At 42.2% G+C, this 23,114-nt stretch carries 40 protein-coding genes and 1 rRNA gene; 39 read left to right on the top strand and 2 right to left on the bottom strand.

Features of this window, described 5'->3' with window-relative positions; translation table 11 throughout:
* Positions 1-22 precede the first annotated feature (22 nt).
* The 36 genes from rplB (at position 23) to PQ578_RS20785 (ending at position 20,208) form a co-directional block, all read left to right on the top strand.
* On the top strand, positions 23-853 hold the full coding sequence (rplB, locus tag PQ578_RS20960; RefSeq protein WP_165999152.1) for a 50S ribosomal protein L2: 831 nt from the start codon (positions 23-25) through the stop codon (positions 851-853).
* 58 nt (positions 854-911) lie between these two features.
* The gene (rpsS, locus tag PQ578_RS20955; protein WP_048313326.1) at positions 912-1,190 is read left to right on the top strand and encodes a 30S ribosomal protein S19; all 279 of its coding nucleotides are present in this window, start codon (positions 912-914) and stop codon (positions 1,188-1,190) included.
* Positions 1,191-1,210: 20 nt separating this feature from the next.
* Positions 1,211-1,552: a 50S ribosomal protein L22 gene (rplV, locus tag PQ578_RS20950; protein ID WP_048313327.1), complete on the top strand. Its 342-nt coding sequence runs from the start codon at positions 1,211-1,213 to the stop codon at positions 1,550-1,552.
* Between the two features lie 3 nt (positions 1,553-1,555).
* The gene (rpsC, locus tag PQ578_RS20945) at positions 1,556-2,215 is read left to right on the top strand and encodes a 30S ribosomal protein S3 (RefSeq protein ID WP_098445978.1); all 660 of its coding nucleotides are present in this window, start codon (positions 1,556-1,558) and stop codon (positions 2,213-2,215) included.
* Positions 2,216-2,218: 3 nt separating this feature from the next.
* Positions 2,219-2,653, top strand: coding sequence for a 50S ribosomal protein L16 (rplP, locus tag PQ578_RS20940; RefSeq protein WP_048313329.1), 435 nt, complete (start codon positions 2,219-2,221; stop codon positions 2,651-2,653).
* On the top strand, positions 2,643-2,846 hold the full coding sequence (rpmC, locus tag PQ578_RS20935; protein ID WP_048313330.1) for a 50S ribosomal protein L29: 204 nt from the start codon (positions 2,643-2,645) through the stop codon (positions 2,844-2,846). Before rplP ends, rpmC begins: the two co-directional genes overlap by 11 nt.
* A 20-nt stretch (positions 2,847-2,866) precedes the next feature.
* Positions 2,867-3,130: a 30S ribosomal protein S17 gene (gene rpsQ, locus PQ578_RS20930; RefSeq protein WP_098445979.1), complete on the top strand. Its 264-nt coding sequence runs from the start codon at positions 2,867-2,869 to the stop codon at positions 3,128-3,130.
* A 45-nt stretch (positions 3,131-3,175) separates the two neighbouring features.
* Positions 3,176-3,544 carry a 50S ribosomal protein L14 gene (gene rplN, locus PQ578_RS20925; protein ID WP_098445980.1) on the top strand — a complete coding sequence of 123 codons (369 nt, stop codon included), beginning with the start codon at positions 3,176-3,178 and terminating at the stop codon, positions 3,542-3,544.
* Positions 3,545-3,585: 41 nt separating this feature from the next.
* On the top strand, positions 3,586-3,897 hold the full coding sequence (rplX, locus tag PQ578_RS20920; protein ID WP_048313333.1) for a 50S ribosomal protein L24: 312 nt from the start codon (positions 3,586-3,588) through the stop codon (positions 3,895-3,897).
* Positions 3,898-3,922: 25 nt separating this feature from the next.
* Positions 3,923-4,462 (top strand): 50S ribosomal protein L5, encoded by a 540-nt coding sequence (gene rplE, locus PQ578_RS20915; RefSeq protein WP_273837027.1) that lies wholly within the window; start codon positions 3,923-3,925, stop codon positions 4,460-4,462.
* A gap of 16 nt (positions 4,463-4,478) precedes the next feature.
* Complete coding sequence (gene rpsN, locus PQ578_RS20910) at positions 4,479-4,664, top strand: 30S ribosomal protein S14 (protein ID WP_098445982.1); 186 nt, start codon at positions 4,479-4,481, stop codon at positions 4,662-4,664.
* A 29-nt stretch (positions 4,665-4,693) separates the two neighbouring features.
* A complete protein-coding gene (gene rpsH, locus PQ578_RS20905; RefSeq protein ID WP_098445983.1) occupies positions 4,694-5,092 on the top strand; it encodes a 30S ribosomal protein S8 in 399 nt (132 codons plus the stop codon).
* 27 nt (positions 5,093-5,119) lie between these two features.
* Positions 5,120-5,656 carry a 50S ribosomal protein L6 gene (gene rplF, locus PQ578_RS20900; protein ID WP_098445984.1) on the top strand — a complete coding sequence of 179 codons (537 nt, stop codon included), beginning with the start codon at positions 5,120-5,122 and terminating at the stop codon, positions 5,654-5,656.
* A 31-nt stretch (positions 5,657-5,687) separates the two neighbouring features.
* Positions 5,688-6,050, top strand: a complete 363-nt coding sequence (gene rplR, locus PQ578_RS20895) for a 50S ribosomal protein L18 (RefSeq protein WP_273837026.1) — start codon at positions 5,688-5,690, stop codon at positions 6,048-6,050.
* Between the two features lie 18 nt (positions 6,051-6,068).
* Positions 6,069-6,569 carry a 30S ribosomal protein S5 gene (gene rpsE / locus PQ578_RS20890; RefSeq protein WP_098445986.1) on the top strand — a complete coding sequence of 167 codons (501 nt, stop codon included), beginning with the start codon at positions 6,069-6,071 and terminating at the stop codon, positions 6,567-6,569.
* Between the two features lie 14 nt (positions 6,570-6,583).
* A complete protein-coding gene (rpmD, locus tag PQ578_RS20885; RefSeq protein WP_098445987.1) occupies positions 6,584-6,772 on the top strand; it encodes a 50S ribosomal protein L30 in 189 nt (62 codons plus the stop codon).
* Between the two features lie 29 nt (positions 6,773-6,801).
* Positions 6,802-7,242, top strand: coding sequence for a 50S ribosomal protein L15 (gene rplO, locus PQ578_RS20880; RefSeq protein ID WP_098445988.1), 441 nt, complete (start codon positions 6,802-6,804; stop codon positions 7,240-7,242).
* Positions 7,242-8,537: a preprotein translocase subunit SecY gene (gene secY / locus PQ578_RS20875; protein WP_159780821.1), complete on the top strand. Its 1,296-nt coding sequence runs from the start codon at positions 7,242-7,244 to the stop codon at positions 8,535-8,537. The genes rplO and secY overlap by 1 nt, the downstream gene beginning before the upstream one ends.
* 66 nt (positions 8,538-8,603) lie before the next feature.
* The gene (locus PQ578_RS20870) at positions 8,604-9,254 is read left to right on the top strand and encodes an adenylate kinase (protein WP_098445990.1); all 651 of its coding nucleotides are present in this window, start codon (positions 8,604-8,606) and stop codon (positions 9,252-9,254) included.
* On the top strand, positions 9,254-10,000 hold the full coding sequence (gene map, locus PQ578_RS20865; protein ID WP_159780822.1) for a type I methionyl aminopeptidase: 747 nt from the start codon (positions 9,254-9,256) through the stop codon (positions 9,998-10,000). Before PQ578_RS20870 ends, map begins: the two co-directional genes overlap by 1 nt.
* 16 nt (positions 10,001-10,016) lie before the next feature.
* Complete coding sequence (locus PQ578_RS20860) at positions 10,017-10,337, top strand: KOW domain-containing RNA-binding protein (protein WP_098445992.1); 321 nt, start codon at positions 10,017-10,019, stop codon at positions 10,335-10,337.
* The gene (infA, locus tag PQ578_RS20855; RefSeq protein ID WP_098445993.1) at positions 10,330-10,548 is read left to right on the top strand and encodes a translation initiation factor IF-1; all 219 of its coding nucleotides are present in this window, start codon (positions 10,330-10,332) and stop codon (positions 10,546-10,548) included. The genes PQ578_RS20860 and infA overlap by 8 nt, the downstream gene beginning before the upstream one ends.
* Before the next feature lie 35 nt (positions 10,549-10,583).
* Positions 10,584-10,697 carry a 50S ribosomal protein L36 gene (rpmJ, locus tag PQ578_RS20850; RefSeq protein WP_003720928.1) on the top strand — a complete coding sequence of 38 codons (114 nt, stop codon included), beginning with the start codon at positions 10,584-10,586 and terminating at the stop codon, positions 10,695-10,697.
* Positions 10,698-10,718: 21 nt separating this feature from the next.
* Entirely contained in the window at positions 10,719-11,084 is a 366-nt protein-coding gene (gene rpsM, locus PQ578_RS20845; RefSeq protein WP_048313347.1) for a 30S ribosomal protein S13, read from the top strand.
* A 16-nt stretch (positions 11,085-11,100) separates the two neighbouring features.
* Positions 11,101-11,496: a 30S ribosomal protein S11 gene (gene rpsK / locus PQ578_RS20840; protein ID WP_048313348.1), complete on the top strand. Its 396-nt coding sequence runs from the start codon at positions 11,101-11,103 to the stop codon at positions 11,494-11,496.
* 245 nt (positions 11,497-11,741) lie between these two features.
* Positions 11,742-12,686, top strand: coding sequence for a DNA-directed RNA polymerase subunit alpha (locus PQ578_RS20835; RefSeq protein ID WP_098445994.1), 945 nt, complete (start codon positions 11,742-11,744; stop codon positions 12,684-12,686).
* A 46-nt stretch (positions 12,687-12,732) separates the two neighbouring features.
* A complete protein-coding gene (gene rplQ, locus PQ578_RS20830; RefSeq protein ID WP_098445995.1) occupies positions 12,733-13,095 on the top strand; it encodes a 50S ribosomal protein L17 in 363 nt (120 codons plus the stop codon).
* Positions 13,096-13,395: 300 nt separating this feature from the next.
* Positions 13,396-14,235 (top strand): energy-coupling factor ABC transporter ATP-binding protein, encoded by an 840-nt coding sequence (locus PQ578_RS20825; protein ID WP_273836532.1) that lies wholly within the window; start codon positions 13,396-13,398, stop codon positions 14,233-14,235.
* Entirely contained in the window at positions 14,211-15,083 is an 873-nt protein-coding gene (locus tag PQ578_RS20820; protein WP_273836531.1) for an energy-coupling factor ABC transporter ATP-binding protein, read from the top strand. The genes PQ578_RS20825 and PQ578_RS20820 overlap by 25 nt, the downstream gene beginning before the upstream one ends.
* Positions 15,083-15,877: an energy-coupling factor transporter transmembrane component T family protein gene (locus PQ578_RS20815; protein ID WP_273836530.1), complete on the top strand. Its 795-nt coding sequence runs from the start codon at positions 15,083-15,085 to the stop codon at positions 15,875-15,877. Before PQ578_RS20820 ends, PQ578_RS20815 begins: the two co-directional genes overlap by 1 nt.
* A 13-nt stretch (positions 15,878-15,890) precedes the next feature.
* A complete protein-coding gene (gene truA, locus PQ578_RS20810; RefSeq protein ID WP_273836529.1) occupies positions 15,891-16,631 on the top strand; it encodes a tRNA pseudouridine(38-40) synthase TruA in 741 nt (246 codons plus the stop codon).
* 170 nt (positions 16,632-16,801) lie between these two features.
* Complete coding sequence (gene rplM / locus PQ578_RS20805; protein WP_048313355.1) at positions 16,802-17,239, top strand: 50S ribosomal protein L13; 438 nt, start codon at positions 16,802-16,804, stop codon at positions 17,237-17,239.
* A gap of 19 nt (positions 17,240-17,258) precedes the next feature.
* Positions 17,259-17,651, top strand: a complete 393-nt coding sequence (gene rpsI / locus PQ578_RS20800; RefSeq protein ID WP_098446000.1) for a 30S ribosomal protein S9 — start codon at positions 17,259-17,261, stop codon at positions 17,649-17,651.
* 170 nt (positions 17,652-17,821) lie between these two features.
* The gene (locus PQ578_RS20795) at positions 17,822-18,259 is read left to right on the top strand and encodes a DUF2521 family protein (RefSeq protein WP_273836527.1); all 438 of its coding nucleotides are present in this window, start codon (positions 17,822-17,824) and stop codon (positions 18,257-18,259) included.
* An 81-nt stretch (positions 18,260-18,340) separates the two neighbouring features.
* Complete coding sequence (gene cwlD, locus PQ578_RS20790) at positions 18,341-19,054, top strand: N-acetylmuramoyl-L-alanine amidase CwlD (protein ID WP_098446002.1); 714 nt, start codon at positions 18,341-18,343, stop codon at positions 19,052-19,054.
* A 119-nt stretch (positions 19,055-19,173) separates the two neighbouring features.
* Entirely contained in the window at positions 19,174-20,208 is a 1,035-nt protein-coding gene (locus PQ578_RS20785) for a P-loop NTPase (protein WP_273836526.1), read from the top strand.
* A 44-nt stretch (positions 20,209-20,252) separates the two neighbouring features.
* On the opposite strand, the gene gerD is transcribed toward PQ578_RS20785, so the two are convergent.
* The gene (gene gerD / locus PQ578_RS20780) at positions 20,253-20,882 is read right to left on the bottom strand and encodes a spore germination lipoprotein GerD (protein WP_273836525.1); all 630 of its coding nucleotides are present in this window, start codon (positions 20,880-20,882) and stop codon (positions 20,253-20,255) included.
* 149 nt (positions 20,883-21,031) lie between these two features.
* Between gerD and PQ578_RS20775 the strand changes: the two genes are divergently transcribed.
* On the top strand, positions 21,032-21,634 hold the full coding sequence (locus tag PQ578_RS20775; protein ID WP_159780831.1) for a KinB-signaling pathway activation protein: 603 nt from the start codon (positions 21,032-21,034) through the stop codon (positions 21,632-21,634).
* A gap of 30 nt (positions 21,635-21,664) precedes the next feature.
* Here PQ578_RS20775 and pdaB read toward each other — a convergent pair whose 3' ends face one another.
* Positions 21,665-22,423 (bottom strand): polysaccharide deacetylase family sporulation protein PdaB, encoded by a 759-nt coding sequence (pdaB, locus tag PQ578_RS20770; RefSeq protein WP_273836522.1) that lies wholly within the window; start codon positions 22,421-22,423, stop codon positions 21,665-21,667.
* A gap of 120 nt (positions 22,424-22,543) precedes the next feature.
* Here pdaB and PQ578_RS20765 point away from each other — a divergent pair, with 120 nt between their 5' ends.
* Both PQ578_RS20765 and PQ578_RS20760 read left to right on the top strand, forming a co-directional pair.
* Positions 22,544-22,768, top strand: coding sequence for a hypothetical protein (locus PQ578_RS20765; protein WP_159780833.1), 225 nt, complete (start codon positions 22,544-22,546; stop codon positions 22,766-22,768).
* 246 nt (positions 22,769-23,014) lie between these two features.
* Positions 23,015-23,114 (top strand): 16S ribosomal RNA (locus PQ578_RS20760); the annotation flags it as partial.

The following is a 23,114-nucleotide window of genomic DNA, read 5'->3' as shown; positions in this document are numbered from 1 at the left end:
ATAGTGAAGGAGGGAAATAAGAATGGCGATTAAAAAGTATAAACCGACCACAAACGGTCGTCGTGGTATGTCAGTATCTGACTTTGCTGAAATCACTACTGACCAACCGGAAAAATCGTTGCTTGCACCGCTTCACAAAAAAGGCGGACGTAACAACCAAGGTCGCTTGACTGTTCGTCACCAAGGTGGCGGTCATAAGCGTAAATACCGTGTTATCGACTTTAAACGAGATAAAGATGGAATACCAGGACGCGTTGCTACGATCGAATACGATCCAAACCGTTCTGCAAACATCGCTCTTATCAACTATGCTGATGGAGAGAAGCGTTACATTCTTGCTCCAAAAGGACTTAAAGTAGGAACTGAAATTATGTCTGGCGTAGAAGCTGACATTAAAGTAGGAAACACTCTTCCACTAATCAACATTCCAGTTGGTACAACAATTCATAACATTGAACTTAAGCCAGGCCGTGGCGGACAGCTTGTTCGTTCTGCTGGTGCAGAAGCTCAGCTTCTTGGTAAAGAAGGTAGATACGTACTAGTACGTCTTCGTTCTGGAGAAACTCGTATGATTCTTTCTACTTGCCGTGCTACTATCGGTCAGGTTGGAAACCTTGAACACGAGCTTATCAACATTGGTAAAGCTGGTCGTTCTCGCTGGTTGGGCATTCGTCCTACAGTTCGTGGTTCTGTAATGAACCCTGTTGATCACCCACACGGTGGTGGTGAAGGTCGTGCACCAATCGGACGTAAATCACCAATGTCACCTTGGGGCAAACCAACCCTTGGATTTAAGACTCGTAAGAAAAACAAAGACTCCGACAAGTACATTGTACGCCGTCGCAAAAAATAACGGGATTTACCTACGGTTCCGCGGAGCCGTAGCATAATCTCAAAAGGGAGGTTCACAAATGGGTCGTAGTTTGAAAAAAGGACCTTTTGTCGACGATCATTTAATGAAAAAGGTCGAAGACTTAAATGAAAAGAGCGACAAAAAAGTTATCAAAACTTGGTCTCGTCGTTCAACAGTATTCCCAGAATTTATTGGACACACTTTTGCAGTATATGATGGACGCAAGCACGTACCGGTTTATGTTACAGAAGACATGGTCGGCCACAAGCTTGGTGAATTTGCTCCAACTCGCACATATCGCGGGCATGCTGCAGATGACAAAAAAACTAGACGTTAATTTGAGGGGAGGTACAACGAATGCAAGCTAAAGCTGTTGCAAAACACGTGCGTATTGCTCCTCGTAAAGCACGCTTAGTCGTAGATCTCATTCGAGGAAAGCAAGTCGGTGAAGCTATTGCGATTTTGCGCAACACAAACAAAGCTGCTTCTCCAGTAGTTGAGAAAGTGCTTAACTCTGCGATCGCTAATGCAGAGCACAATCTTGAGTTAGAACCGAACAATCTTACGGTTTCTCAAGTGTTTGTGGACGAAGGAGTAACAATGAAACGTTTCCGCCCACGTGCTATGGGTAGAGCTAGCCGCATCAACAAGCGCACTAGCCACATCACAGTCGTGGTATCAGAAAAGAAGGAGGGATAACGAGTGGGTCAGAAAATTAATCCGGTAGGACTTCGAATTGGTGTCATTCGTGATTGGGAGTCTAAATGGTACGCAGACAAAGATTACGCTAACCTTTTACACGAAGATATTAAAATTCGTGAATATATTGAAAAACGTTTGAAAGATGCATCTGTTTCAGCTGTTGAAATCGAACGTGCAGCAAACCGAGTGAATGTAACAGTGAAAACTGCTAAGCCTGGTATGGTAATCGGTAAAGGTGGTTCTGAAGTTGAGTCTCTTCGTAAGTCTCTCGCGGAACTAACAGGTAAGAAAGTTCACGTTAACATTTTCGAAATCAAACAAGCTGACATCGACGCAACTCTAGTTGCTGATAACATCGCTCGTCAACTTGAAAACCGAGTTTCATTCCGTCGCGCTATGAAGCAAACAATTCAACGCGCTATGAGATCTGGAGCTAAAGGTATTAAAACGCAAGTATCTGGCCGTCTAAACGGTGCTGATATTGCTCGTTCTGAATCATACAGTGAAGGTACTGTACCTCTTCACACACTTCGTGCTGACATCGATTATGGTACTGCAGAAGCAGATACTACTTACGGTAAGCTTGGTGTGAAGATTTGGATCTATCGTGGTGAAGTCCTTCCAACGAAAGGAACGCAAAAAGAGGAAGGGGGAAAATAAATCATGTTGTTACCTAAACGTGTTAAATACCGCAGAGAACATCGCGGAAAAATGCGCGGACGTGCTAAAGGTGGCACTGAAGTAGCATTCGGCGAATACGGTCTACAAGCTCTTGAAGCTAGCTGGATCACTAACCGTCAAATCGAGGCAGCTCGTATTGCTATGACTCGTTACATGAAACGTGGCGGTAAAGTTTGGATTAAAATTTTCCCATCAAAGCCTTACACTGCTAAACCACTTGAAGTACGAATGGGTTCCGGTAAAGGTGCTCCTGAAGGCTGGGTAGCTGTAGTAAAGCCAGGGAAAATCTGTTTTGAAATTGCAGGCGTATCTGAAGAAGTAGCGCGCGAAGCACTTCGTCTTGCTTCTCACAAATTGCCTATTAAAACTAAGTTCGTAAAACGCGAAGAAGTGGGTGGTGACACAAATGAAAGCTGAGGAAATTCGTAACTTGACCACTGCCGAAATCGAGCAGAAAGCGAAATCTTTTAAAGAAGAACTTTTTAATCTTCGCTTTCAACTTGCTACAGGTCAACTGGAAAACCCAGCCCGCATTCGTGAAGTCCGTAAATCAATCGCTCGCGCAAACACTGTTTTGCGTGAAAGAGAGTTAGGAATCACAAACGGTTAATATGAGGGGAGGTTTGCGAAATGAGCGAACGCAATAATCGCAAAGAATACACTGGGCGTGTTGTCTCTGATAAAATGGATAAGACAATTACTGTTTTAGTTGAGACTTACAAAATGCACCCTTTATACGGTAAACGTGTTAAGTATTCTAAAAAGCTAAAAGCACATGACGAAAACAACACTGCAAAAATCAACGACGTGGTAACTATTATGGAAACTCGTCCACTTTCTAAAGATAAGCGTTTCCGTCTTATGGAAGTTGTTGTAGAAGCAGTTATTATCTAAATGAACTCGGATCATTGAATAATGTCCGAAGGGAGGTCTTTCTAGATGATTCAACAGGAATCTCGTTTGAAATCAGCTGACAACTCTGGTGCTCGTGAATTGCTTTGTATTAAAGTACTTGGTGGCTCTGGTCGCAAAACAGCTAACATCGGTGACGTAATTGTTTGTTCGGTGAAACAAGCAACACCTGGTGGCGTTGTTAAGAAGGGTGAAGTCGTAAGAGCTGTTATTGTACGCAGTAAATCTGGCGTTCGTCGTCAAGATGGTTCATACATCAAATTTGACGAAAACGCAGCGGTTGTTATCCGTGATGACAAAGGACCGCGCGGAACACGTATTTTCGGACCAGTTGCACGCGAACTACGCGACAACCAGTTTATGAAAATCGTTTCTCTAGCTCCAGAAGTTCTTTAATCATTTGAAAATAGATGCCTTGTAAGGAGGTGCGCGACCTTATGCACGTAAAAAAGGGAGATAAAGTAAAAGTTATTTCTGGTAAGGATAAAGGTAAACAAGGTGTGATCCTTGAAGCTTACCCGAAAAAAGATAGAGTTATCGTTGAAGGTGTAAACCTTGTTAAGAAACACTCAAAACCATCCCAGGCTAATCCTCAAGGTGGAATTATTGAGCAGGAAGCAGCGATTCACGTTTCTAACGTAATGGCGCTTGATCCGAAGTCTGGTGAACCTACTCGCGTTGGATACAAAGTAGACAACGGGAAAAAAGTTCGTATCTCAAAAAAATCCGGTGAAGTACTCGATAAGTAGTTCGTAGCGAAAGGAGGTCAATCCGATGAATCGTTTCCAAGAAAAGTATCAAAATGAAACTAAACCTGCATTGATGGAGAAATTTAATTATTCCTCTGTTATGGAAGTTCCAAAACTTGAAAAAATCGTAATCAACATGGGTGTTGGTGACGCTGTACAGAACCCGAAAGCTCTTGATACAGCTGTTGAGGAACTTGAGTTGATCTCAGGTCAAAAACCACTAATCACACGTGCTAAGAAGTCTATCGCAGGCTTTAAGCTTCGTGAAGATATGCCAATCGGTGCAAAAGTTACTTTGCGCGGCACTCGTATGTTTGAATTCCTAGACAAACTAATTTCTGTATCACTTCCACGTGTACGTGACTTCAGAGGTGTGTCTAAGAAATCATTCGACGGCCGTGGTAACTACACACTTGGTATTAAAGAACAGTTGATTTTCCCTGAAATTGATTACGATAAAGTAAATAAAGTACGCGGAATGGACATCGTTATCGTAACAACAGCTAATACGGACGAAGAGAGCCGTGAAATGTTGACTAACCTAGGTATGCCATTTCAAAAGTAAGTAAGGAGGGAAAATTGTGGCGAAAAAATCAATGATCGCGAAACAACAGCGTCAAGCTAAGTTTAAAGTTCAAGAATATACTCGTTGTGAACGTTGCGGACGTCCTCATTCAGTTATTCGTAAATTTAAACTATGCCGTATTTGTTTCCGGGAACTTGCACACAAAGGTCAAATCCCAGGCGTTAAAAAGGCTAGCTGGTAAACCCGAAATAGGGAAGGAGGTAATTACTAATGGTCATGACTGATCCAATTGCAGATATGCTTACAAGAATTCGTAATGCGAACACAGTTCGCCACGAAAAACTAGAGTTGCCTGCATCGAATTCGAAAAGAAACATCGCTGAAATCCTCAAACGTGAAGGTTTTGTACGTGATGTTGAAATGATCGAAGACAACAAACAAGGAATCATCCGTATTTTCTTAAAGTACGGTTCAAATAACGAACGCGTTATCACTGGATTAAAGCGAATCAGTAAACCTGGTCTTCGCGTATACGCTAAAGCAGACGAAGTACCTCGCGTACTTGGCGGCTTAGGAATCGCTCTTGTTTCTACTTCTAAAGGAATTATGACGGACAAAGAAGCTCGTCAACAGCAAGTAGGCGGAGAAGTTCTAGCGTACGTTTGGTAATTCTTAAAGCAGAATGGAGGTGTCAATATGTCACGTGTCGGACTTAAACCGATTGAAATCCCAAGTGATGTAACAATCGATATCAAAGGAGACGTTGTAACGATCAAAGGACCTAAAGGGGAACTTTCTCGTACATTCAGCCCAGATATCAAGGTAAACATTGAAGAGAACGTGCTAACTGTAGCTCGTCCTTCTGATCATAAAGAGCACCGTGCACTTCACGGAACAACTCGCAGCCTGATCGCTAACATGGTTGAAGGTGTGACTAAAGGCTTTGAAAAAGGTCTTGAAATCATCGGTGTTGGTTACCGTGCAAGTAAATCTGGTCAAAAATTAATCCTTAACGTAGGGTACTCTCACCCAGTTGAGATGGTACCTGAAGAAGGCATTGAAATTGAAGTACCTTCTAACACAAAAGTAGTTGTTAAAGGTATTGATAAAGAACGCGTTGGAGCTGTTGCAGCAAACATCCGTTCAGTACGTACTCCAGAACCTTACAAAGGCAAAGGAATTCGTTACGAAGGCGAATATGTACGTCGTAAAGAAGGTAAAACAGGTAAATAGGTAAAAACCTAGCGGAAAGGAGTGACGTTTAATGATCACTAAGGCCGATAAAAACAAAGCGCGTCAAAAAAGACACGCTCGCGTACGCCGCACAGTTACCGGCACTACTGAACGTCCGCGTCTAAACGTATTCCGTTCTAACAAGAACATCTATGCTCAGCTTATCGATGACACTAAAGGTGTTACACTCGTTGGAGCTTCAAGTATGGAACAAGGAATTGACGTTGAACACGGCGGTAACACAGAAGCAGCTGTGAAAGTCGGAGAAGCTATCGCAAAGCGTGCTGTTGAAGCAGGTTATTCAGAAGTGGTTTTCGACCGCGGAGGATACCTCTATCACGGACGTGTAAAAGCTCTTGCAGACGCAGCGCGTGAAGCAGGACTGAAATTTTAATAAAAAGGAGGTTAACTCATGCCTAGCATTGATGCTAACAAACTAGAACTTGAAGAACGCGTAGTTACCGTTAACCGCGTAGCGAAAGTTGTTAAAGGTGGACGTCGTTTCCGCTTCGCAGCGATCGTAGTTGTCGGAGATAAAAACGGTCACGTTGGATTCGGAACTGGTAAAGCACAGGAAGTTCCTGAAGCTATTCGCAAAGCTATTGAAGATGCGAAAAAGAACTTAATTACTGTTCCTGTTGTAGGAACTACAATCCCTCACCAAATCACAGGTCATTTTGGAGCTGGTAACGTACTATTGAAGCCTGCTTCTGAAGGTACTGGAGTTATCGCTGGCGGACCCGTTCGTGCGGTACTTGAACTTGCTGGTGTAGGTGACATTCTATCGAAGTCTCTTGGATCTAACAATCCGATTAACATGGTGCGTGCAACTCTTAATGGCCTTGAAAACCTTAAGCGCGCTGAAGACGTTGCGAAGCTTCGTGGAAAATCTGTAGAAGAGCTACTAGGTTAAGGGAGGGAAATTAGATGGCTAAGCAATTAGAAATCACCCTCACACGTAGTGTGATTGGTCGCCCTCAAGACCAACGCGTGACGGTAAAAACACTTGGACTTAAGAAAATGCATCACACGGTTGTTCATAACGACAATCCTGCGATTCGCGGTATGATCAACAAGGTATCTCACCTTGTAACTGTTAACGAAATTGATGCATAAAAAATCTATACATTGAGGAGGTGCCCACAATGAAACTACACGAACTAAAACCATCTGAAGGTTCTCGTAAAGAACGCAACAGACTTGGTCGCGGTATTGCTACTGGTAACGGTAAGACATCTGGCCGTGGTCAAAAAGGTCAAAAAGCTCGTTCTGGCGGCGGTGTACGCGTCGGTTTCGAAGGAGGACAACTTCCAATCTTCAAACGTCTACCGAAACGTGGATTTACAAACATGAACCGTAAAGAGTTCGCGATTGTTAATCTTGATTCGTTGAACCGTTTTGAAGATGGAACTGAAGTTTCTCCAGAACTTCTTTTAGAATCTGGCGTAGTTAGCAAAGAAAAAGCTGGAATTAAGATTCTAGGTAATGGTAAGCTTGAGAAAAAGCTTACCGTGAAAGCCCACAAGTTCTCTGCTTCTGCAAAAGAGGCGATTGAAGCGGCAGGCGGAAATACTGAGGTGATCTAATGTTCCAAGCAATCTCCAACATTATGCGCGTAGGTGATATTAGAAACAAGATTATTTTCACCCTACTCATGCTTGTCGTGTTCCGAATCGGAACATTCATACCGGTTCCTGGTGTGAACAGAGATGTATTACAATTCCAAGATCAAATGAGTCTCTTCGGAGTTCTCAACACCTTTGGCGGTGGAGCGTTGCAAAACTTCTCCATCTTTGCCATGGGAATTATGCCTTATATCACTGCTTCTATCATTGTGCAGCTTTTGCAAATGGACGTTGTTCCCAAGTTTACCGAATGGTCTAAACAAGGAGAAGCCGGACGTAAAAAGCTAACACAAGTTACTCGTTATGGAACGATTGTACTTGGACTTGTTCAGGGGATTGGTCTTTCCATCGGGTTTAACAATATTGTTGGTGGTCAGTTGATTAGTAATCCCGGTGTACTAACGTATCTAAATATTTCTCTAGTTTTAACAGCCGGAACGGCTTTTTTGATGTGGTTAGGCGAACAGATCACAGCAAAAGGTGTTGGAAATGGAATCTCAATAATAATCTTTGCTGGGATTGTAGCTGCAATTCCTCCAGGGCTTAATCAGCTTTATGCTCAGATGTTTGAGGGTTCTCAGGATGAGTTGTTCATTAACATCGTCACTCTTGCAATTATTGCACTAGCAGCACTTGCAATTGTTGTCGCTGTTATCTTTGTTCAACAAGGTCTTCGCAAAATTCCAATTCAATATGCAAAACGAACTGTTAACCGCAGACAAGTAGGTGGTCAATCCACTCACTTACCGATTAAAGTTAATGCAGCAGGTGTTATTCCAGTTATCTTTGCGATATCACTGATCATTACTCCACCAACGATCGCCAGGTTGTTCGGAGATAATACGGTAACGGAATGGATCATCAGGGTGTTTGACTATACACAACCTATTGGTATGGTCGTGTATGCGTTACTCATCATTGGATTTACGTATTTCTATACGTTCGTCCAGGTTAATCCGGAGAAGATGGCTGAGAATCTGAAGAAACAGGGTGGATACATTCCTGGTATTCGTCCGGGTAATGCAACGGAAACGTACATTACTCGTATTCTCTACCGTTTAACGTTTGTAGGAGCACTTTTCCTTGCTGTTATATCGATTATTCCGGTATTTTTCACAACCGTAGCAGGACTGCCGCAGACGCTGCAAATCGGCGGAACAAGCTTGCTGATCGTTGTTGGGGTAGCGCTTGATACGATGAAGCAAATTGAAAGTCAATTAATTAAACGTCATTATAAAGGCTTTATTAAATCTTGAGGATAAATTGGGAAGAACTTTCTTCCCCTCCTTCATCCTCGATTGGGTGACGTGCGGAGGGATTAGATGAATCTAGTATTAATGGGGCTTCCGGGTGTCGGAAAAGGAACCCAGGCAGAAAAGATTGTCGAAAAGTATGGCATCCCTCATATCTCTACTGGAGATATGTTCCGAGCAGCGATCAAAGAAGGAACGCCTCTTGGTCTAAAAGCGAAAGAGTACATGGATTCTGGAAACCTCGTACCTGACGAAGTAACAATCGGTATAGTACGGGAGCGTTTAGGAAAAGATGATTGCGAAAAAGGTTTTCTACTCGATGGATTTCCAAGAACTGTCGCACAGGCTGATGCACTTGAAACGATCTTATCCGATCTCGGAAAAAAACTTAACTATGTGATTAACATTTCAGTTGAGGAAGATCAGCTCATGCAGCGTTTGACTGGACGACGCGTTTGCCGAAATTGTGGAGCAACCTATCACGCAGTATTCAATCCTCCTAAGGAAGAAGGAGTTTGTGATAAGTGCGGTGGAGAACTTTATCAACGTGATGATGATAAAGAAGAAACTGTACGCACTCGCCTCGAAGTCAACAAGCAGCAACAGCAGCCATTGTTGACCTTTTATGAAGGCAAAGGCTATCTTAAAACGATTGATGGCAATAGAGACATCAACGAAGTTTTTGAAGATGTCGATCAACTCCTCAAAGGGTTGTCGTAATGATTATTTGCAAGACTCCTCGTGAACTTGATATTATGCGAGAGGCAGGCAGAATTGTCGCGTTAACACATCAAGAACTACAGAAGCACATCAAGCCTGGAGTTACGACAAAAGAGCTGGATACGATTGCCGATCGGTTTATTCGTCAGCTTGGTGCAATTCCTTCCTTTAAGGGTTACAATGGATTTACTGGAAGTATATGCGCTTCAGTTAATGAAGAGCTTGTACATGGTATTCCAGGGGATCGCGTGTTGGCGGAAGGAGATATAATTAGCATTGATATTGGTGCTAAGTATAACGGTTATCATGGAGATTCAGCATGGACCTATCCTGTTGGCACTATCTCAGAAAAAGACGAACGGTTGTTAAAAGTTACCGAGGAATCGTTATATAAAGGGTTGGATGAGGCGAAGGCTGGTAGGAGGCTTTCAGATATCTCTCATGCGATCCAAGCATATGCCGAAGCTGAGGGTTTTTCGATTGTACGAGAATATGTTGGTCATGGTGTAGGTCAGGACCTTCATGAAGATCCTCAAATTCCCCATTACGGTCCTCCAGGAAAAGGACCGCGGCTTAAGCAGGGGATGGTCCTTGCGGTAGAGCCAATGGTGAATATGGGCTCTCGCTACGTTCGAACACTTTCGGATAATTGGACTGTAGTAACAACTGACGGTAAGAACTGCGCTCATTTCGAGCACACGATTGCCGTTACGGAAGAAGGATATGAAATACTAACAAAGGCCTAAGTGAAGGTGATGGTTCGTGAAAGAGTCGGATACCGTTCCCGAGATCGGTCAGATCGCTCGGAATAAACGGGGAAGAGACGCTGATCAATATAGCGTGATTGTAGGGATTGTAGATGAACGTTATGTTTTCTTAGCGGACGGAGATAAACGAAAGTTTGATCGTCCTAAGCGGAAGAACCTCGCACACCTTGAGCTGGTAGAGTATATATCTCCTGAGGTAAAGCGAAGTCTTGAAGAAACGGGCCGTGTCACAAATGGCAAGCTACGTTTCGCGATCTCAAAGTATTTGAGTGAACACGTCATTGATTTAAAGGAGGGAGAGCAAGTAGATGGCTAAAGAAGAAGTAATTGAAATGGAAGGCACGGTTATCGAACCTCTACCGAATGCAATGTTTCGAGTAGAACTCGAAAACGGTCATAAGATTCTTGCTCACGTATCCGGAAAGATACGCATGCATTACATTCGTATTTTACCAGGTGACAAAGTAACTGTTGAGCTTTCTCCATACGACCTATCACGTGGACGTATCACGTATCGTTATAAATAAGAAGTTAATCTCCGAATACAAGGAGGGTTAAAATAATGAAAGTAAGACCGTCAGTAAAACCAATGTGTGAAAAATGTAAAGTTATTCGCCGTAAAGGTAAAGTTATGGTTATCTGTGAAAATCCAAAGCATAAGCAAAAACAAGGCTAATATATAAGGAGGTGCAACGTAATGGCACGTATTGCTGGTATTGATGTTCCACGCGAAAAGCGCATCGTAATCGCGTTAACTTACGTTTATGGAATCGGTAAAACAACTGCGAAACAAGTTCTAGTTGACGCTGGTGTTTCTGAAGACACTCGTGTACGCGACTTAACTGAAGAAGAGCTCGGAAAAATCCGTGAAGTAGTAGACAAAATTAAAGTTGAGGGTGATCTTCGTCGTGAAATCTCACTTAACATTAAACGTCTAATCGAAATCGGTTCTTATCGTGGTATCCGCCACCGTCGTGGTCTTCCTGTCCGAGGTCAACATACGAAGAACAACTCTCGTACTCGTAAAGGCCCTCGCCGTACAGTAGCTAACAAGAAGAAGTAAGGGAGGTAATTAACAAATGGCTAAACAACGTAAAGCAAATACGCGCAAAAAGCGCGTGAAAAAGAATGTTGAGAGTGGAGTAGCTCATATCCGTTCTACTTTTAACAACACTATTATTACGATTACTGACACTCACGGAAATGCGATTTCTTGGGCAACTTCCGGTAACATGGGCTTCAAAGGTTCTCGTAAGTCAACTCCATTCGCTGCTCAAATGGCTGCTGAAACTGCAGGTAAAACTGCACAGGAGCATGGCATGAAAACTGTAGAAGTTTCTGTTAAAGGCCCTGGAGCTGGTCGTGAAGCTGCTATCCGTGCACTTCAAGCTGTAGGTCTAGAAGTTACTGCGATCCGTGACGTAACTCCAGTACCTCATAACGGCTGCCGTCCACCAAAACGTCGTAGAGTCTAAGGTAGTAGAGAGTTCAAAAACGTAGATATTCCCCTTCGGGAGAATGCCTGGTTTTGAACAATCTCTTATGGAAAGATTCAATCTATCGGTATACAATTGATGAACATGTCAATAATGATAATGTATAAATTGTTGACGGTTGACGAATCATAATTAGGTTGTTGGTATTTTGACCGCCTAAGGGGATTATTCGGTTAGACAGCATGTCTAACCGAAGTTCGACGTTTTGAAGGAGGGTTTGTTGGATGATCGAAATCGAAAAGCCAAAAATTGAAGCGGTAGCTATCAACGAGGATGCTAAATACGGAAAGTTTGTTGTAGAACCATTAGAGCGTGGTTATGGAACTACCCTGGGTAATTCCCTTCGTCGTATCCTGTTATCTTCACTACCTGGTGCTGCTGTTACATCTGTACAAATTGAAGGAGTACTCCACGAGTTCTCTACGATTGAAGGCGTACATGAAGATGTAACAACTGTCATTCTTAATCTGAAGAAATTGGCTATGAAAGTTTACTCTGAAGAAGAGAAAACATTAGTAGTTGATGTGCAAGGCCCAGGTACGGTAACAGCTGGAGATATTACTCATGACAGCGACGTGGAGATCTTAAACCCTGACCTTCATATTGCTACCCTTTCTGCAAATGCACGTTTCCAAATGCGAGTTACTGCAATTCGCGGAAGAGGCTATGTACAAGCGGAAGGAAACAAAAATGATGAACAGCCAATCGGTGTGATTCCGGTTGACTCGATCTTCACTCCTGTTTCTCGTGTTAACTACCAGGTTGAAAACACTCGCGTTGGCCAGGTAACTAATTATGACAAACTAACCCTTGATGTTTGGACAGATGGAAGCATTCGTCCTGAAGAAGCTGTTTCGCTAGGTGCAAAGATTTTAAATGAGCATTTAAACATCTTTGTAGGCTTAACAGATCAGGCACAAAATGCTGAAATCATGGTCGAAAAAGAAGAGGATCAAAAAGAGAAAGTGCTTGAGATGACTATCGAAGAGCTCGATCTCTCAGTTCGTTCATATAACTGCCTGAAGCGTGCTGGCATTAATACTGTTCAAGAACTAACTCAGAAGTCTGAAGAAGACATGATGAAAGTTCGTAACCTTGGACGTAAATCACTTGAAGAGGTACAAGAGAAGCTTGAAGAGCTTGGACTTGGACTTCGTAACGAAGAATAGATATTTAAGTTGTTGATTTTATAAACAACAAAGGAGGGAATACTTCATGGCATACCAAAAGTTAGGTCGTACGAGTGATACGCGTAAAGCGTTATTCCGTGACCTTGTTACAGATTTGATCATCAATGAACGTATTGAAACGACAGAATCGAAGGCGAAAGAGCTTCGTTCTTTCATCGACAAAATGATTACGCTTGGTAAACGCGGGGATCTTCATGCACGTCGTCAAGCAGCTTCTTTCATCCGTAACGAAGTAGCGGATCAAGAAAGCGGTCAAGATGCAGTTCAAAAACTATTCAGCGATATCGCTCCTCGTTATGCAGAGCGTCAAGGCGGTTACTCTCGTATCCGTAAACTTGGACCACGCCGCGGTGACGGTGCTGAAATGGTTATCATCGAGCTAGTATAAGACGCACTTGATTAAAAGGGCGGGACAGGATCTCGACATTGGATACTGATTCTATGCCCTTTTTTCGTGCGTTTTTTTGTTTAAACGCACATCTTCAAGTGGTTGCATGCTGCTAGCCATTAAAGAAAGCCTGGCAGATGCCGGGCTTTTTTTATAGGATTAAGCATTTCTAGAGGCGTTGCCACAATCGATATGCTGATAGGAAAAAGTGGCGGTTTGGTTGCCCGCCTTTTTTTCGCACCAGTATTATGTATCTGAGGCGATGACCGCTTGAATTTAGCAGAGGTAGGAGGAACGAGTATGGAAGAACTTATCACCGTTCAAGGTGTATCCTTTCGATATCACGAAGATCAACCCCACGTGTTGCGTAACGTGTCTCTCTCCGTTTATAAGGGAGAATGGTTAGCCATTGTAGGACACAATGGGTCAGGGAAGTCTACACTTGCCAAACTTTTAAATGGTTTGCAACTTCCTGAGCAAGGTGATGTTCTCGTTGAAGGGTACAATAGCCGAGATGAGGAAAGCATTTGGGAGATTAGAAGAAGAGTAGGGATCGTTTTTCAGAATCCGGATAATCAGTTTGTCGGCACTTCCGTTCGGGATGATGTTGCATTTGGACTTGAGAATAGTGGGATGGCTAGAGAACTAATGTTAGAGCGCATCAGTGAGAGCGTTCAGAAGGTCCGAATGGAAGATTACCTTGACCAGGAGCCACATCGTCTTTCTGGTGGACAAAAACAGCGTGTAGCCATTGCTGGCATTATTGCACTAAGGCCTTCGATTGTTATTTTAGATGAGGCAACATCAATGCTTGATCCAGCTGGACGTAAAGAGGTTTTGCAGACAATGCGTAAGCTGAAAGAAGAAGAAGGCATGACTGTTATCTCAATTACCCATGATCTTGAAGAAGCGGCACAGGCCGATCGCCTTGTAGTAATGAATGCAGGTGAAGTTATTGACGAGGGGCTTCCTGTGGAAGTTTTTAAAAAAGGGGACATGCTCGAGCAAATCGGTTTAGATCTACCGTTTCCACTACAAGTGCAGCGAGCACTTAGTGAGAAAGGATACGATTTCTCAAGGCTTACTTTATCTCAGGAGGAACTGGTGAACGAGCTATGGACATTACAATCAAAGAATTAGAGCATTCGTACAGTAAAGGAACACCATTTGAACGAAAAGCTCTTTCAAATATTAATTTATCGATTCCATCAGGCACGTTTCAAACGATTATTGGTCACACTGGTTCTGGAAAGTCGACGTTAATTCAGCATTTAAATGGACTTCTAAAACCAACGCGAGGAAGTATTCAAATTGGTGAGTTTTTCATACAAGCTGGTGTAAAAGAGAAACGGTTAAAAGCCCTGAGAAAACATGTAGGGATCGTTTTTCAATATCCAGAGCATCAACTATTTGAAGAAACCATTGAAAAAGACATTATTTTTGGGCCGCTTAATTTTGGTGTTTCAGAAGAAGAAGCAAAGAAGCGTGCAACAAGACTAATTCATCAAGTGGGACTTGATGAATCTTATCTTAGTCGCTCTCCCTTTGATTTAAGTGGGGGGCAAATGAGACGAGTTGCTATCGCTGGGGTACTAGCCATGAAGCCATCCATTCTTATATTAGATGAGCCAACCGCTGGCCTTGATCCTCGCGGTAGACGTGAAATTATGGATCTCTTTTATCGTCTACATGAAGAAGAGGGGTTAACGACGATTCTTGTCACTCACAGCATGGAAGATGCAGCGCGTTTTTCGGATGACATTCTAATTATGGAAAAGGGTGGCATCGCCCTGCAAGGTGGGCCAGAGACTATTTTTTCAAATCCTGAAGCTTTAAAAAAACTAAGCCTTGATGTCCCAGAAACGGTACAGTTTATTCATCGCCTGGAAGAGCGTTTTACTAAAAATCTTCCTCACAGTGTTTTTACACTTGATGCAGCGGTAGATGCAGCGTTATCGATTTTGCAGAAGGGAGAGGAGAATTCCTAATGCAAAATATCATTATTGGACAATACGTTCCGGGACAATCCTTTATTCATAAACTTGATCCGAGAGCTAAGCTTATAACTGCGTTTCTTTTTGTCATTATCGTCTTTTTAGCGAACAATTGGATTACCTATGCTTTGCTCGGTGCTTTTACCTTACTGGCGATTTTTGTCTCCCGACTACCTCTTCGCTATATTTATAATGGACTAAAGCCCATTTTGCTCGTTATCATCCTAACGTTTCTCCTTCATGTATTTTTAACGAAGGAAGGGCCCTTGCTGTTTGATTGGGGATTTCTTGAAGTATATGAAGGTGGAGTGAAGCAGGGGGTTTTTATCTCGCTTCGTTTATTGTTTTTAATTATGATTACTTCTCTCTTAACGCTAACTACGACACCAATTGATATTACGGTAGGGATTGAAACGTTGCTTGGCCCAATGAAAAAAGTGGGCTTACCAGTTCATGAATTTGCCCTAATGATGTCGATCGCGCTTAGGTTCATTCCTACCCTTCTGGAAGAGACAGAGAAGATCATGAAAGCTCAATCTGCCCGTGGTGCCCAATTCTCAAGCGGACCGATTAAAGAACGTTTGAAAAGCATCGTTCCACTTCTTGTACCACTCTTTGTTAGTGCGTTCAAACGAGCAGAAGATCTTGCTATGGCGATGGAAGCGAGAGGTTACCGCGGCGGAGAAGGTAGAACGAGCATACGTTTACTAAAATGGTCTGGAAAAGATACGACCCTATTTGCGATTCTTCTCCTGCTCTGTATTAGTTTACTACTGCTAAGAAGTTAGGGGAGAATGTGTGATGCAACGTATAAAAATGACGCTCACTTACGATGGGACGGCTTTTAATGGTTATCAGGTGCAGCCAAATGGACGCACAGTTCAGGAAGAACTGCAGCGTGCCTTAAAGCAAATGCACAAAGGTGAAGCTGTCCAGGTTACGGGGTCTGGAAGAACAGACGCACGGGTGCATGCATTTGGTCAGGTGATCCATTTTGATACAACGCTGTCGATTCCTCCTGAAAATTGGACGAAAGCGTTAAATGCACAGCTTCCTGATGACGTGAGGGTTTTACATTCAGAAGCTGTATCAAGTGATTTTCATGCGAGATATGACGTTGTTCGAAAAACCTACCAGTATCGGGTGCACAATCGTGCAGCCGTTGACGTTTTTAGAAGAAACTATGCGGTGCATGAGCCACAGACGCTTGATATCATGGAGATGAAGCGTGCAGCTACTTATCTTAGTGGTGAGCATGATTTCACATCTTTTTGTGCCAGTAAGACAGATGTGAAGAATAAAGTAAGGACGATCTATCGAATTGAGATTGAGCAAGTGCGAGATGAACTTGTTTTTACGTTCGAAGGGAGCGGCTTTCTATATAATATGGTCCGCATTCTAATGGGCACGTTGTTTGAGATTGGAAAAGGCCGCCGTTCAGCTGATGACATTCCGATGATCCTTGAAGCAAAGGATCGAAACAAGGCAGGAAAAACGGCTCCTCCCCATGGACTCTATTTATGGAAAGTCTCGTATTCTTAAAAAACGAAAGAAAGTTCTCAAACACTTGACATTTGTCTCCCAATATTATAAGATATTCTTTGGTATTTCTACATCCACTTGCCCCGGATTTAGAAATCTGACTGACAACTGACAATGAATATTCTGTGGTAGTTTTAAAATAAATTGGATTGATTTTAGGAGGGAAACTCATGCGTACAACATTTATGGCTAAAGGCCACGAAGTCGAGCGCAAATGGTACATCGTTGATGCTGAAGGTCAAACACTTGGCCGTCTTGCTAGTGAAGTAGCAGCGATCCTACGCGGTAAAAATAAAGTAACTTTCACACCTCACGTTGACACTGGTGATCATGTGATCATCCTTAACGCTGAGAAAATTGAACTAACTGGTAACAAACTTAATGACAAGATGTACTACCGTCATAGTGGACACCCAGGTGGTTTGAAATCAAGAAATGCTCTTGAAATGCGTACTAACCGTTCTGAGCAAATGCTTGAACTTGCAATCAAAGGTATGCTTCCAAAGAACAGCCTTGGTCGCCAAATGATTAAAAAGCTTCATGTATTCGCTGGTAGCGAGCACAATCACCAGGCTCAACAGCCTGAAAAATACGAACTAAGAGGATAATTAAAAGGAGGGAATCAACTTGGCACAAGTACAATACAACGGCACTGGCCGACGTAAACACTCTGTAGCACGCGTACGTTTACTTCCTGGTAACGGACGTATGGTTATTAACAACCGTGAGATCGATGACTATTTCGATCTTGAAACACTAAAGCTTATCTCTAAGCAACCACTAGTTGAAACTGGCACTGAAGGCACTTACGATATTTTCGTAAATGTTAGCGGTGGTGGATTTACTGGACAAGCGGGCGCGATCCGTCACGGTATCGCTCGTGCACTATTGCAAGCTGATCCGGAATCACGCGCAACACTTAAGAGCGCTGGCTTCCTAACTCGTGATGCTCGTATGAAAGAACGTAAAAAATACGGTCTTAAAGCAGCACGTCGTGCACCTCAGTTCTCAAAACGTTAATTGGTTTTATTCAAAACCTCTGGCTTCTAGCCAGAGGTTTTTTTATGTTTTGCTTTATAAATTAAGATTGGCGACATCCCTAAGACTGAAGGAATTACCAGTTCACATATCGCATACTCCTTGACGCTTGAGTGAAACTAAAAACAAAACGACTCGAGAGGATGGGTGAGATGGATAATGTGATTACCGTATTCAAAGAACGCCAGCGTCATAAGCGCCTTGAATTCGAACGAAGGGTTTTAATCGAAATATCGCTGAAAGAGTTATCTGATAACATTAGAGATATGTTTTCTCCATTTTTCTCTGAGGCTATTCTCTACAAAGGGGATGTCGAAAATGTTTGTATGGATATCGCGATCGAAGCCTATTTACTTGGTGCAGAGTATAGTAAATTTTCGTATTATGGAGAACCGCTGTCAGTGGTGCATAAGCGTTGTTTTAAATTGGAGAAAGCGCTTATAGAGGCACTCTTTGATTATTGGCTATTTTGGAAAACGTCAGCTGTGTATGAAGAGTCCTTACAAATTACGTGTGATGTATTTGTTTCGAATTGGTGGAAAGCGGGGTGTGAAAAAGGGATGATGAGGCGTCGTCTCCGCTTGCAGTAATCCGTAAAGTTTGATGACTAATTCCTTCACCTGTCCCATATAGATAATGTAGGACAAAATAAGGGGCGGTGTTGGAAAAGAATGAAGAAGTGGTATAAGCGATTTGGCGTTGCCACTGGTATCATCGTGCTGCTATTTATTATTAATTACAAATTTGCGATTGATTCTTCATGGGATGCCTGGCATCTACCTTTATCAGGTCAGGTTATTGTGATTGATCCAGGTCACGGAGGCGCTGATGGAGGAGCGGTAGGTGATAATGTTGTTGAAAAAGACATTGCACTTAAAATATCTCTAAAGCTAAGGGACTATCTTCAGGAAGCAGGAGCCCTAGTTATTATGACAAGAGAGACGGATACCGATTTAGCATCTGAAGGAACGAAAGGGCTAAGCAATCGAAAAGCTGAAGATTTAAGAAAACGTGTTGAACTTATTAACGAAGGAAGTCATCATCTTTTTGTTAGTATTCACTTAAATGCGATTCCATCGTCTCAATGGAGTGGTGCGCAGACTTTTTATAATCCTGTAAATGAAGAAAGCGAGGCATTATCTCGTTTTATTCAAGATGAAATTAAGCGGAATTTAGAAAATACCAATCGACTCGCTAAGAATATGGACAGTGTCTATTTGCTACGAGAGGCTGAAATTCCAGGATCTCTTGTTGAGGTAGGATTCCTTTCAAATCCCTCGGAGAGAGAACTATTGAATACGGATACCTATCAGAACAAAGTAGCCGCTTCAATTTATCAAGGGATTATTCGCTATGCGACAAACGAGTCAGTGCCAGAAGAATAAGCACTGACTCGTTTTGGTATTTAAAGTCCATGAATTTCACGTGAAGCACCGTAGTCAAAACTCTCTGAATGATATGTTATACTAGCAATGTAATCGAATTCAGAGAAGGTGGTGCCTCCATGTTAACGAAAGATCAGGTCGTTGAATTAGTACAAAAGGTGCAAGATCCTATTTTACATAAAAGTATCACGATCCGTGATGTGAAAACGAAGGAAGGCTATGTCAGTGTAAAGGTAGCCCTAGCTCAAACAGAATCGGCTGAGCAAATGAAGGTACAGCAAGAGATTGTGAACACGTTAAAGGATGCTGGAGCAGAATCTGTAGGGTTACGATTTGAACAATTAGCAGACGAAGAACTTCCTGAGGGAACTTCAGCTAATCCTGACCTTCCTCCATTGCTTTCTCCAGAAAGTAAAACACAGTTTATTGCTGTAGCAAGTGGTAAAGGTGGAGTAGGGAAATCAACGGTTACAGTAAACCTTGCAACGTCACTTGCCCGTCTCGGAAAAAAAGTTGGTATTATTGATGCGGATATTTACGGATTTAGCGTTCCAGATATGATGGGGATTGAAACGAGACCAAAAGTAGAAAATGAAAAAATCTACCCCGTTGAGCGTTTTGGCGTTAAAGTTATGTCGATGGCCTTCTTTGTAGAAGATAATGCTCCTGTTATCTGGCGCGGGCCGATGCTTGGGAAAATGCTAAATAACTTCTTTAGTGAAGTTGATTGGGGAGAACTAGATTACCTTCTACTTGATTTACCACCAGGAACAGGTGATGTGGCGCTGGATGTTCATACGATGCTTCCTGCTTCAAAAGAAATCATTGTAACAACACCGCATGCAACGGCTGCTTTCGTTGCAGCTCGAGCGGGTGCAATGGCGCTTAAGACGAAACATGAAGTCCTTGGCGTCGTGGAAAACATGTCTTATTTTGAAAGCAAAGTCACTGGTGAGAAAGAGTATGTATTTGGTCAGGGTGGCGGAGATAAGTTAGCTTCAGAATTATCTACTGATATTCTTGGCAGACTTCCTCTCGGGCAACCAGACTTCGATGAAGCTGAATTTGCTCCTTCTGTTTACCAAGAAGAACATCCGATTGGCATGCAGTACCTCCAAATTGCTAATGAGATTATCAAAAGAACTGCAGAATAAAAGGAAAGGACGTGCCTTGAGGCATGTCCTTTCCTTTCGTTTGGCTATTCCTGTCCAGTATTTGAGCTTTCTCCATTCTTTGAATCAGAATTACCATTGCCTTCTTCCTTACCACCACCGGAAGATTTCAGTTGCTCTGACGTAATTCCTGTAAGCATCTCCTGAATCTTAGCTTGGAATAATGGGCTTTCAAAAGTTTCGGAAATCAAGTCTTTGATTTGTTGGCGCGACTGGTTGCTTTCAAGGAGTTGTAAATAGTGCTTTTCCATGACTGGATCTTGCAACAGATCCATCATCTTTTCCTGAAAGTCAGGATCATCCATCAGGGATTTGAACAATTCCTTATTCTCTTCCTGAATGTTTTTAGCAAAGTTTTCAACGAAAGTAGGGTCTTTCAACATTTCTTGCCAGTATGCTTTACCTTCTTCAGTTGTAAGCACCTTTTGTATGGTTTCTTTCACAAATGGTTGTTCCATAACAAGTTGTTTCTTTATTTCTGCGTCTGACAGTACTTCTTGAATGGCTTTCTTGCCTTCGTCCGACTTCAGAAGATCGACAAGCATTTTCTTCGTTTCTTCATAATTGGCTTGAGATCCTTCAGCAGAACCTGTGGCACATCCTGCAATCAGAAGAATAACGAAGCATAGTGTGAGTAGTTTGAAACGCTGATACATATAGATGCGCTCCTTTCTCAAAATCTTATTCTTAATATTAGGCGAAACTGTGAATTTATACCCGGTGAATAAAGGAAGGGTGGCAATTTAAAAGTGGCATTGGTACAATTCAACATAGAAGCACCATTAACGTTCACGGGGGTTTGATTTTGAAAACAAGAAATCTTGTTTATTTATTTTTTACAACCCTTCTGATTGGATCAACGGCTGGTATGCTTACAGGTCTTGTTTTAGACTGGTCACAGTACTGGGCAGATCTGAAAAATGGAGAAATATTATCGTTCCTAATCGTCATACTTTGGTTATTAGGAGTATCGAGCATCTTTAGTTTGATTAGTCAGATGGGTTTTTTTGCGTATTTAACGATTCATCGATTTGGTCTTGGTATTTTCAAATCAGTCAAACTCTGGAATACAATCCAGGTAGTGTTGATTGCAGTAGCTTTATTTGATTTAGTTTATTTCCGCTATGAGGTCTTTGCAGAAGAGGGAGAAAGTGTGATTAGCTACATACTCATTGCGTTATTTCTTTTAGCCGTCGGACTTGTTACGGCATATGTGAAGCAAAAAGAAACAAATAAGCAGGCGTTTATCCCAGCTCTTTTCTTTATTGTCGTTGTCACCATCCTCGAATGGATTCCAGGACTACAAAGCAATGATCCAAAGTGGCTCTGGCTTATTTTGATCCCTCTCTTAGTAAGTAATGTATGGCAATTGCTAACACTTCATCGTTTAATTCAAAAAGACGCATAAACGAAAGCCGCTTTCCAATTGGGAAGCGGCTTATTTTACTTCTTTACTATTGATGTTGGCGTTAGAAACAAGTTCACTCACCGTTGCGAAAGAATAGCCTTTCTTCTTTAAAGCAGCAATCAATTCTGGAAGAGCTTCTGCCGTCTGTTTTGCTGAATCGGATGCATGCATAAGAATAATGTCACCCGGGTCGATCTCTTTCGTTACATTTTCCACAATGTTCTCTACCCCTGGGTTTTTCCAATCTTCAGAATCAAGACTCCAGTGAATAAGGGTATAGTTAAATTTGTCTGATATGGTGAGAACACGCTTATCAAAGTTTCCGTTAGGTGGTCTTAGCAATTGTGGTTCTTCATCGGTTACTTTTTTTATAGCTTCGCTCGAACGAATGATATCCTTCTTGATCTCCTCATCTTTCATGGTTGTGTAGTTTTCGTACCGATAACCAAGGTTACCAATTTCGTGGCCGTCTTTTACTATTTGTTCGACTACTTCAGGATGACGCTCCGCCCAAGCACCAGAAATAAAAAAAGAAGCTTTAACATTGTGTTGTTTTAATTCTTCAAGTATCGGGATTGCTTTTGTTTCACCCCAACTAATGTCAAAGGTTAAGGCAAGGCGTTTATCATCGCTCTTTACCTGATCCACGGCGAGCGGAACATCATTATTTGTAAACACAGCGAGGTCTCCACCTTCGACAAAAAGAATAATGGCAGCAAAGAAAGCAGCCGCTACAATAATAAGGCCTTGTTTAATTCTAATTCCATTCCAAATCCAAAAAAACTTCATTATGCACCCCCTTTGTCCCATTCATATGCGAAAAGTTTCTTAACTATGTACAAACTGTTAAGGATACACATAAACTACAAATTACCTGGTCATACTGGTGTGAGGAAGGAGTGGTTTTAGATGATGGGCTTTTTAGTTAACTTTAAAGAAATGAAAGAAATAGAGTATTTGCTAAAGCGAGAAATGGAAGAGCTACTGTTAGATTTGGATAACAGTCGGATTGATGGTTTAATTAAAAGAGCGATGGAAGAACGTTATCAGCTTCTATTAGGTATCTATAAAAGAACCGCTACACAAGCTGAAATAGCGAAGTACGTGCGCATTTTGAAAAAAAGTTCAAATTAATTTAAATTACCTCTTGTCAAATAGAGAAACTACCTGTATATTTATATAGGTCGCCGCAACAACACGGTTGACACAAAAAACAATTTCAAAAAAGTTGTTGACGCCAACTGAGTTAATGTGTTACATTAATAAAGTCGCTGAAAACGACATTGAAAGAAATGAATTGCTCTTTGAAAACTGAACGAAACGCCATGTAAGTAGTTGTTTCTACGGAAGCAAATTGTTTTAAAAGCTAGATTAAGCTTTCTATCGGAGAGTTTGATCCTGGCTCAGGACGAACGCTGGCGGCGTGCCTAATACATGCAAGTCGAGCGAAGAGATGGGAGCTTGCTCCCTGATCTTAGCG

The sequence above is a fragment of the Guptibacillus sedimenti genome, from assembly GCF_028610665.1.
Lineage (GTDB): Bacteria > Bacillota > Bacilli > Bacillales > Guptibacillaceae > Guptibacillus > Guptibacillus sedimenti.
This window is presented reverse-complemented; position numbering and strand designations above follow the sequence as displayed.

Excerpts from the sequence above, each read along its gene's own strand:
- rplB (WP_165999152.1), top strand. The coding sequence starts at position 23 with ATGGCGATTAAAAAGTATAAACCGACCACAAACGGTCGTCGTGGTATG.
- rpsS (WP_048313326.1), top strand. The coding sequence starts at position 912 with ATGGGTCGTAGTTTGAAAAAAGGACCTTTTGTCGACGATCATTTAATG.
- rplV (WP_048313327.1), top strand. The coding sequence starts at position 1,211 with ATGCAAGCTAAAGCTGTTGCAAAACACGTGCGTATTGCTCCTCGTAAA.
- rplP (WP_048313329.1), top strand. The coding sequence starts at position 2,219 with ATGTTGTTACCTAAACGTGTTAAATACCGCAGAGAACATCGCGGAAAA.
- rpmC (WP_048313330.1), top strand. The coding sequence starts at position 2,643 with ATGAAAGCTGAGGAAATTCGTAACTTGACCACTGCCGAAATCGAGCAG.
- rpsQ (WP_098445979.1), top strand. The coding sequence starts at position 2,867 with ATGAGCGAACGCAATAATCGCAAAGAATACACTGGGCGTGTTGTCTCT.
- rplN (WP_098445980.1), top strand. The coding sequence starts at position 3,176 with ATGATTCAACAGGAATCTCGTTTGAAATCAGCTGACAACTCTGGTGCT.
- rplX (WP_048313333.1), top strand. The coding sequence starts at position 3,586 with ATGCACGTAAAAAAGGGAGATAAAGTAAAAGTTATTTCTGGTAAGGAT.
- rplE (WP_273837027.1), top strand. The coding sequence starts at position 3,923 with ATGAATCGTTTCCAAGAAAAGTATCAAAATGAAACTAAACCTGCATTG.
- rpsH (WP_098445983.1), top strand. The coding sequence starts at position 4,694 with ATGGTCATGACTGATCCAATTGCAGATATGCTTACAAGAATTCGTAAT.
- rplF (WP_098445984.1), top strand. The coding sequence starts at position 5,120 with ATGTCACGTGTCGGACTTAAACCGATTGAAATCCCAAGTGATGTAACA.
- rplR (WP_273837026.1), top strand. The coding sequence starts at position 5,688 with ATGATCACTAAGGCCGATAAAAACAAAGCGCGTCAAAAAAGACACGCT.
- rpsE (WP_098445986.1), top strand. The coding sequence starts at position 6,069 with ATGCCTAGCATTGATGCTAACAAACTAGAACTTGAAGAACGCGTAGTT.
- rpmD (WP_098445987.1), top strand. The coding sequence starts at position 6,584 with ATGGCTAAGCAATTAGAAATCACCCTCACACGTAGTGTGATTGGTCGC.
- rplO (WP_098445988.1), top strand. The coding sequence starts at position 6,802 with ATGAAACTACACGAACTAAAACCATCTGAAGGTTCTCGTAAAGAACGC.
- secY (WP_159780821.1), top strand. The coding sequence starts at position 7,242 with ATGTTCCAAGCAATCTCCAACATTATGCGCGTAGGTGATATTAGAAAC.
- PQ578_RS20870 (WP_098445990.1), top strand. The coding sequence starts at position 8,604 with ATGAATCTAGTATTAATGGGGCTTCCGGGTGTCGGAAAAGGAACCCAG.
- map (WP_159780822.1), top strand. The coding sequence starts at position 9,254 with ATGATTATTTGCAAGACTCCTCGTGAACTTGATATTATGCGAGAGGCA.
- infA (WP_098445993.1), top strand. The coding sequence starts at position 10,330 with ATGGCTAAAGAAGAAGTAATTGAAATGGAAGGCACGGTTATCGAACCT.
- rpmJ (WP_003720928.1), top strand. The coding sequence starts at position 10,584 with ATGAAAGTAAGACCGTCAGTAAAACCAATGTGTGAAAAATGTAAAGTT.
- rpsM (WP_048313347.1), top strand. The coding sequence starts at position 10,719 with ATGGCACGTATTGCTGGTATTGATGTTCCACGCGAAAAGCGCATCGTA.
- rpsK (WP_048313348.1), top strand. The coding sequence starts at position 11,101 with ATGGCTAAACAACGTAAAGCAAATACGCGCAAAAAGCGCGTGAAAAAG.
- PQ578_RS20835 (WP_098445994.1), top strand. The coding sequence starts at position 11,742 with ATGATCGAAATCGAAAAGCCAAAAATTGAAGCGGTAGCTATCAACGAG.
- rplQ (WP_098445995.1), top strand. The coding sequence starts at position 12,733 with ATGGCATACCAAAAGTTAGGTCGTACGAGTGATACGCGTAAAGCGTTA.
- PQ578_RS20825 (WP_273836532.1), top strand. The coding sequence starts at position 13,396 with ATGGAAGAACTTATCACCGTTCAAGGTGTATCCTTTCGATATCACGAA.
- PQ578_RS20820 (WP_273836531.1), top strand. The coding sequence starts at position 14,211 with ATGGACATTACAATCAAAGAATTAGAGCATTCGTACAGTAAAGGAACA.
- PQ578_RS20815 (WP_273836530.1), top strand. The coding sequence starts at position 15,083 with ATGCAAAATATCATTATTGGACAATACGTTCCGGGACAATCCTTTATT.
- truA (WP_273836529.1), top strand. The coding sequence starts at position 15,891 with ATGCAACGTATAAAAATGACGCTCACTTACGATGGGACGGCTTTTAAT.
- rplM (WP_048313355.1), top strand. The coding sequence starts at position 16,802 with ATGCGTACAACATTTATGGCTAAAGGCCACGAAGTCGAGCGCAAATGG.
- PQ578_RS20795 (WP_273836527.1), top strand. The coding sequence starts at position 17,822 with ATGGATAATGTGATTACCGTATTCAAAGAACGCCAGCGTCATAAGCGC.
- cwlD (WP_098446002.1), top strand. The coding sequence starts at position 18,341 with ATGAAGAAGTGGTATAAGCGATTTGGCGTTGCCACTGGTATCATCGTG.
- PQ578_RS20785 (WP_273836526.1), top strand. The coding sequence starts at position 19,174 with ATGTTAACGAAAGATCAGGTCGTTGAATTAGTACAAAAGGTGCAAGAT.
- gerD (WP_273836525.1), bottom strand. The coding sequence starts at position 20,882 with ATGTATCAGCGTTTCAAACTACTCACACTATGCTTCGTTATTCTTCTG.
- pdaB (WP_273836522.1), bottom strand. The coding sequence starts at position 22,423 with ATGAAGTTTTTTTGGATTTGGAATGGAATTAGAATTAAACAAGGCCTT.
- PQ578_RS20765 (WP_159780833.1), top strand. The coding sequence starts at position 22,544 with ATGATGGGCTTTTTAGTTAACTTTAAAGAAATGAAAGAAATAGAGTAT.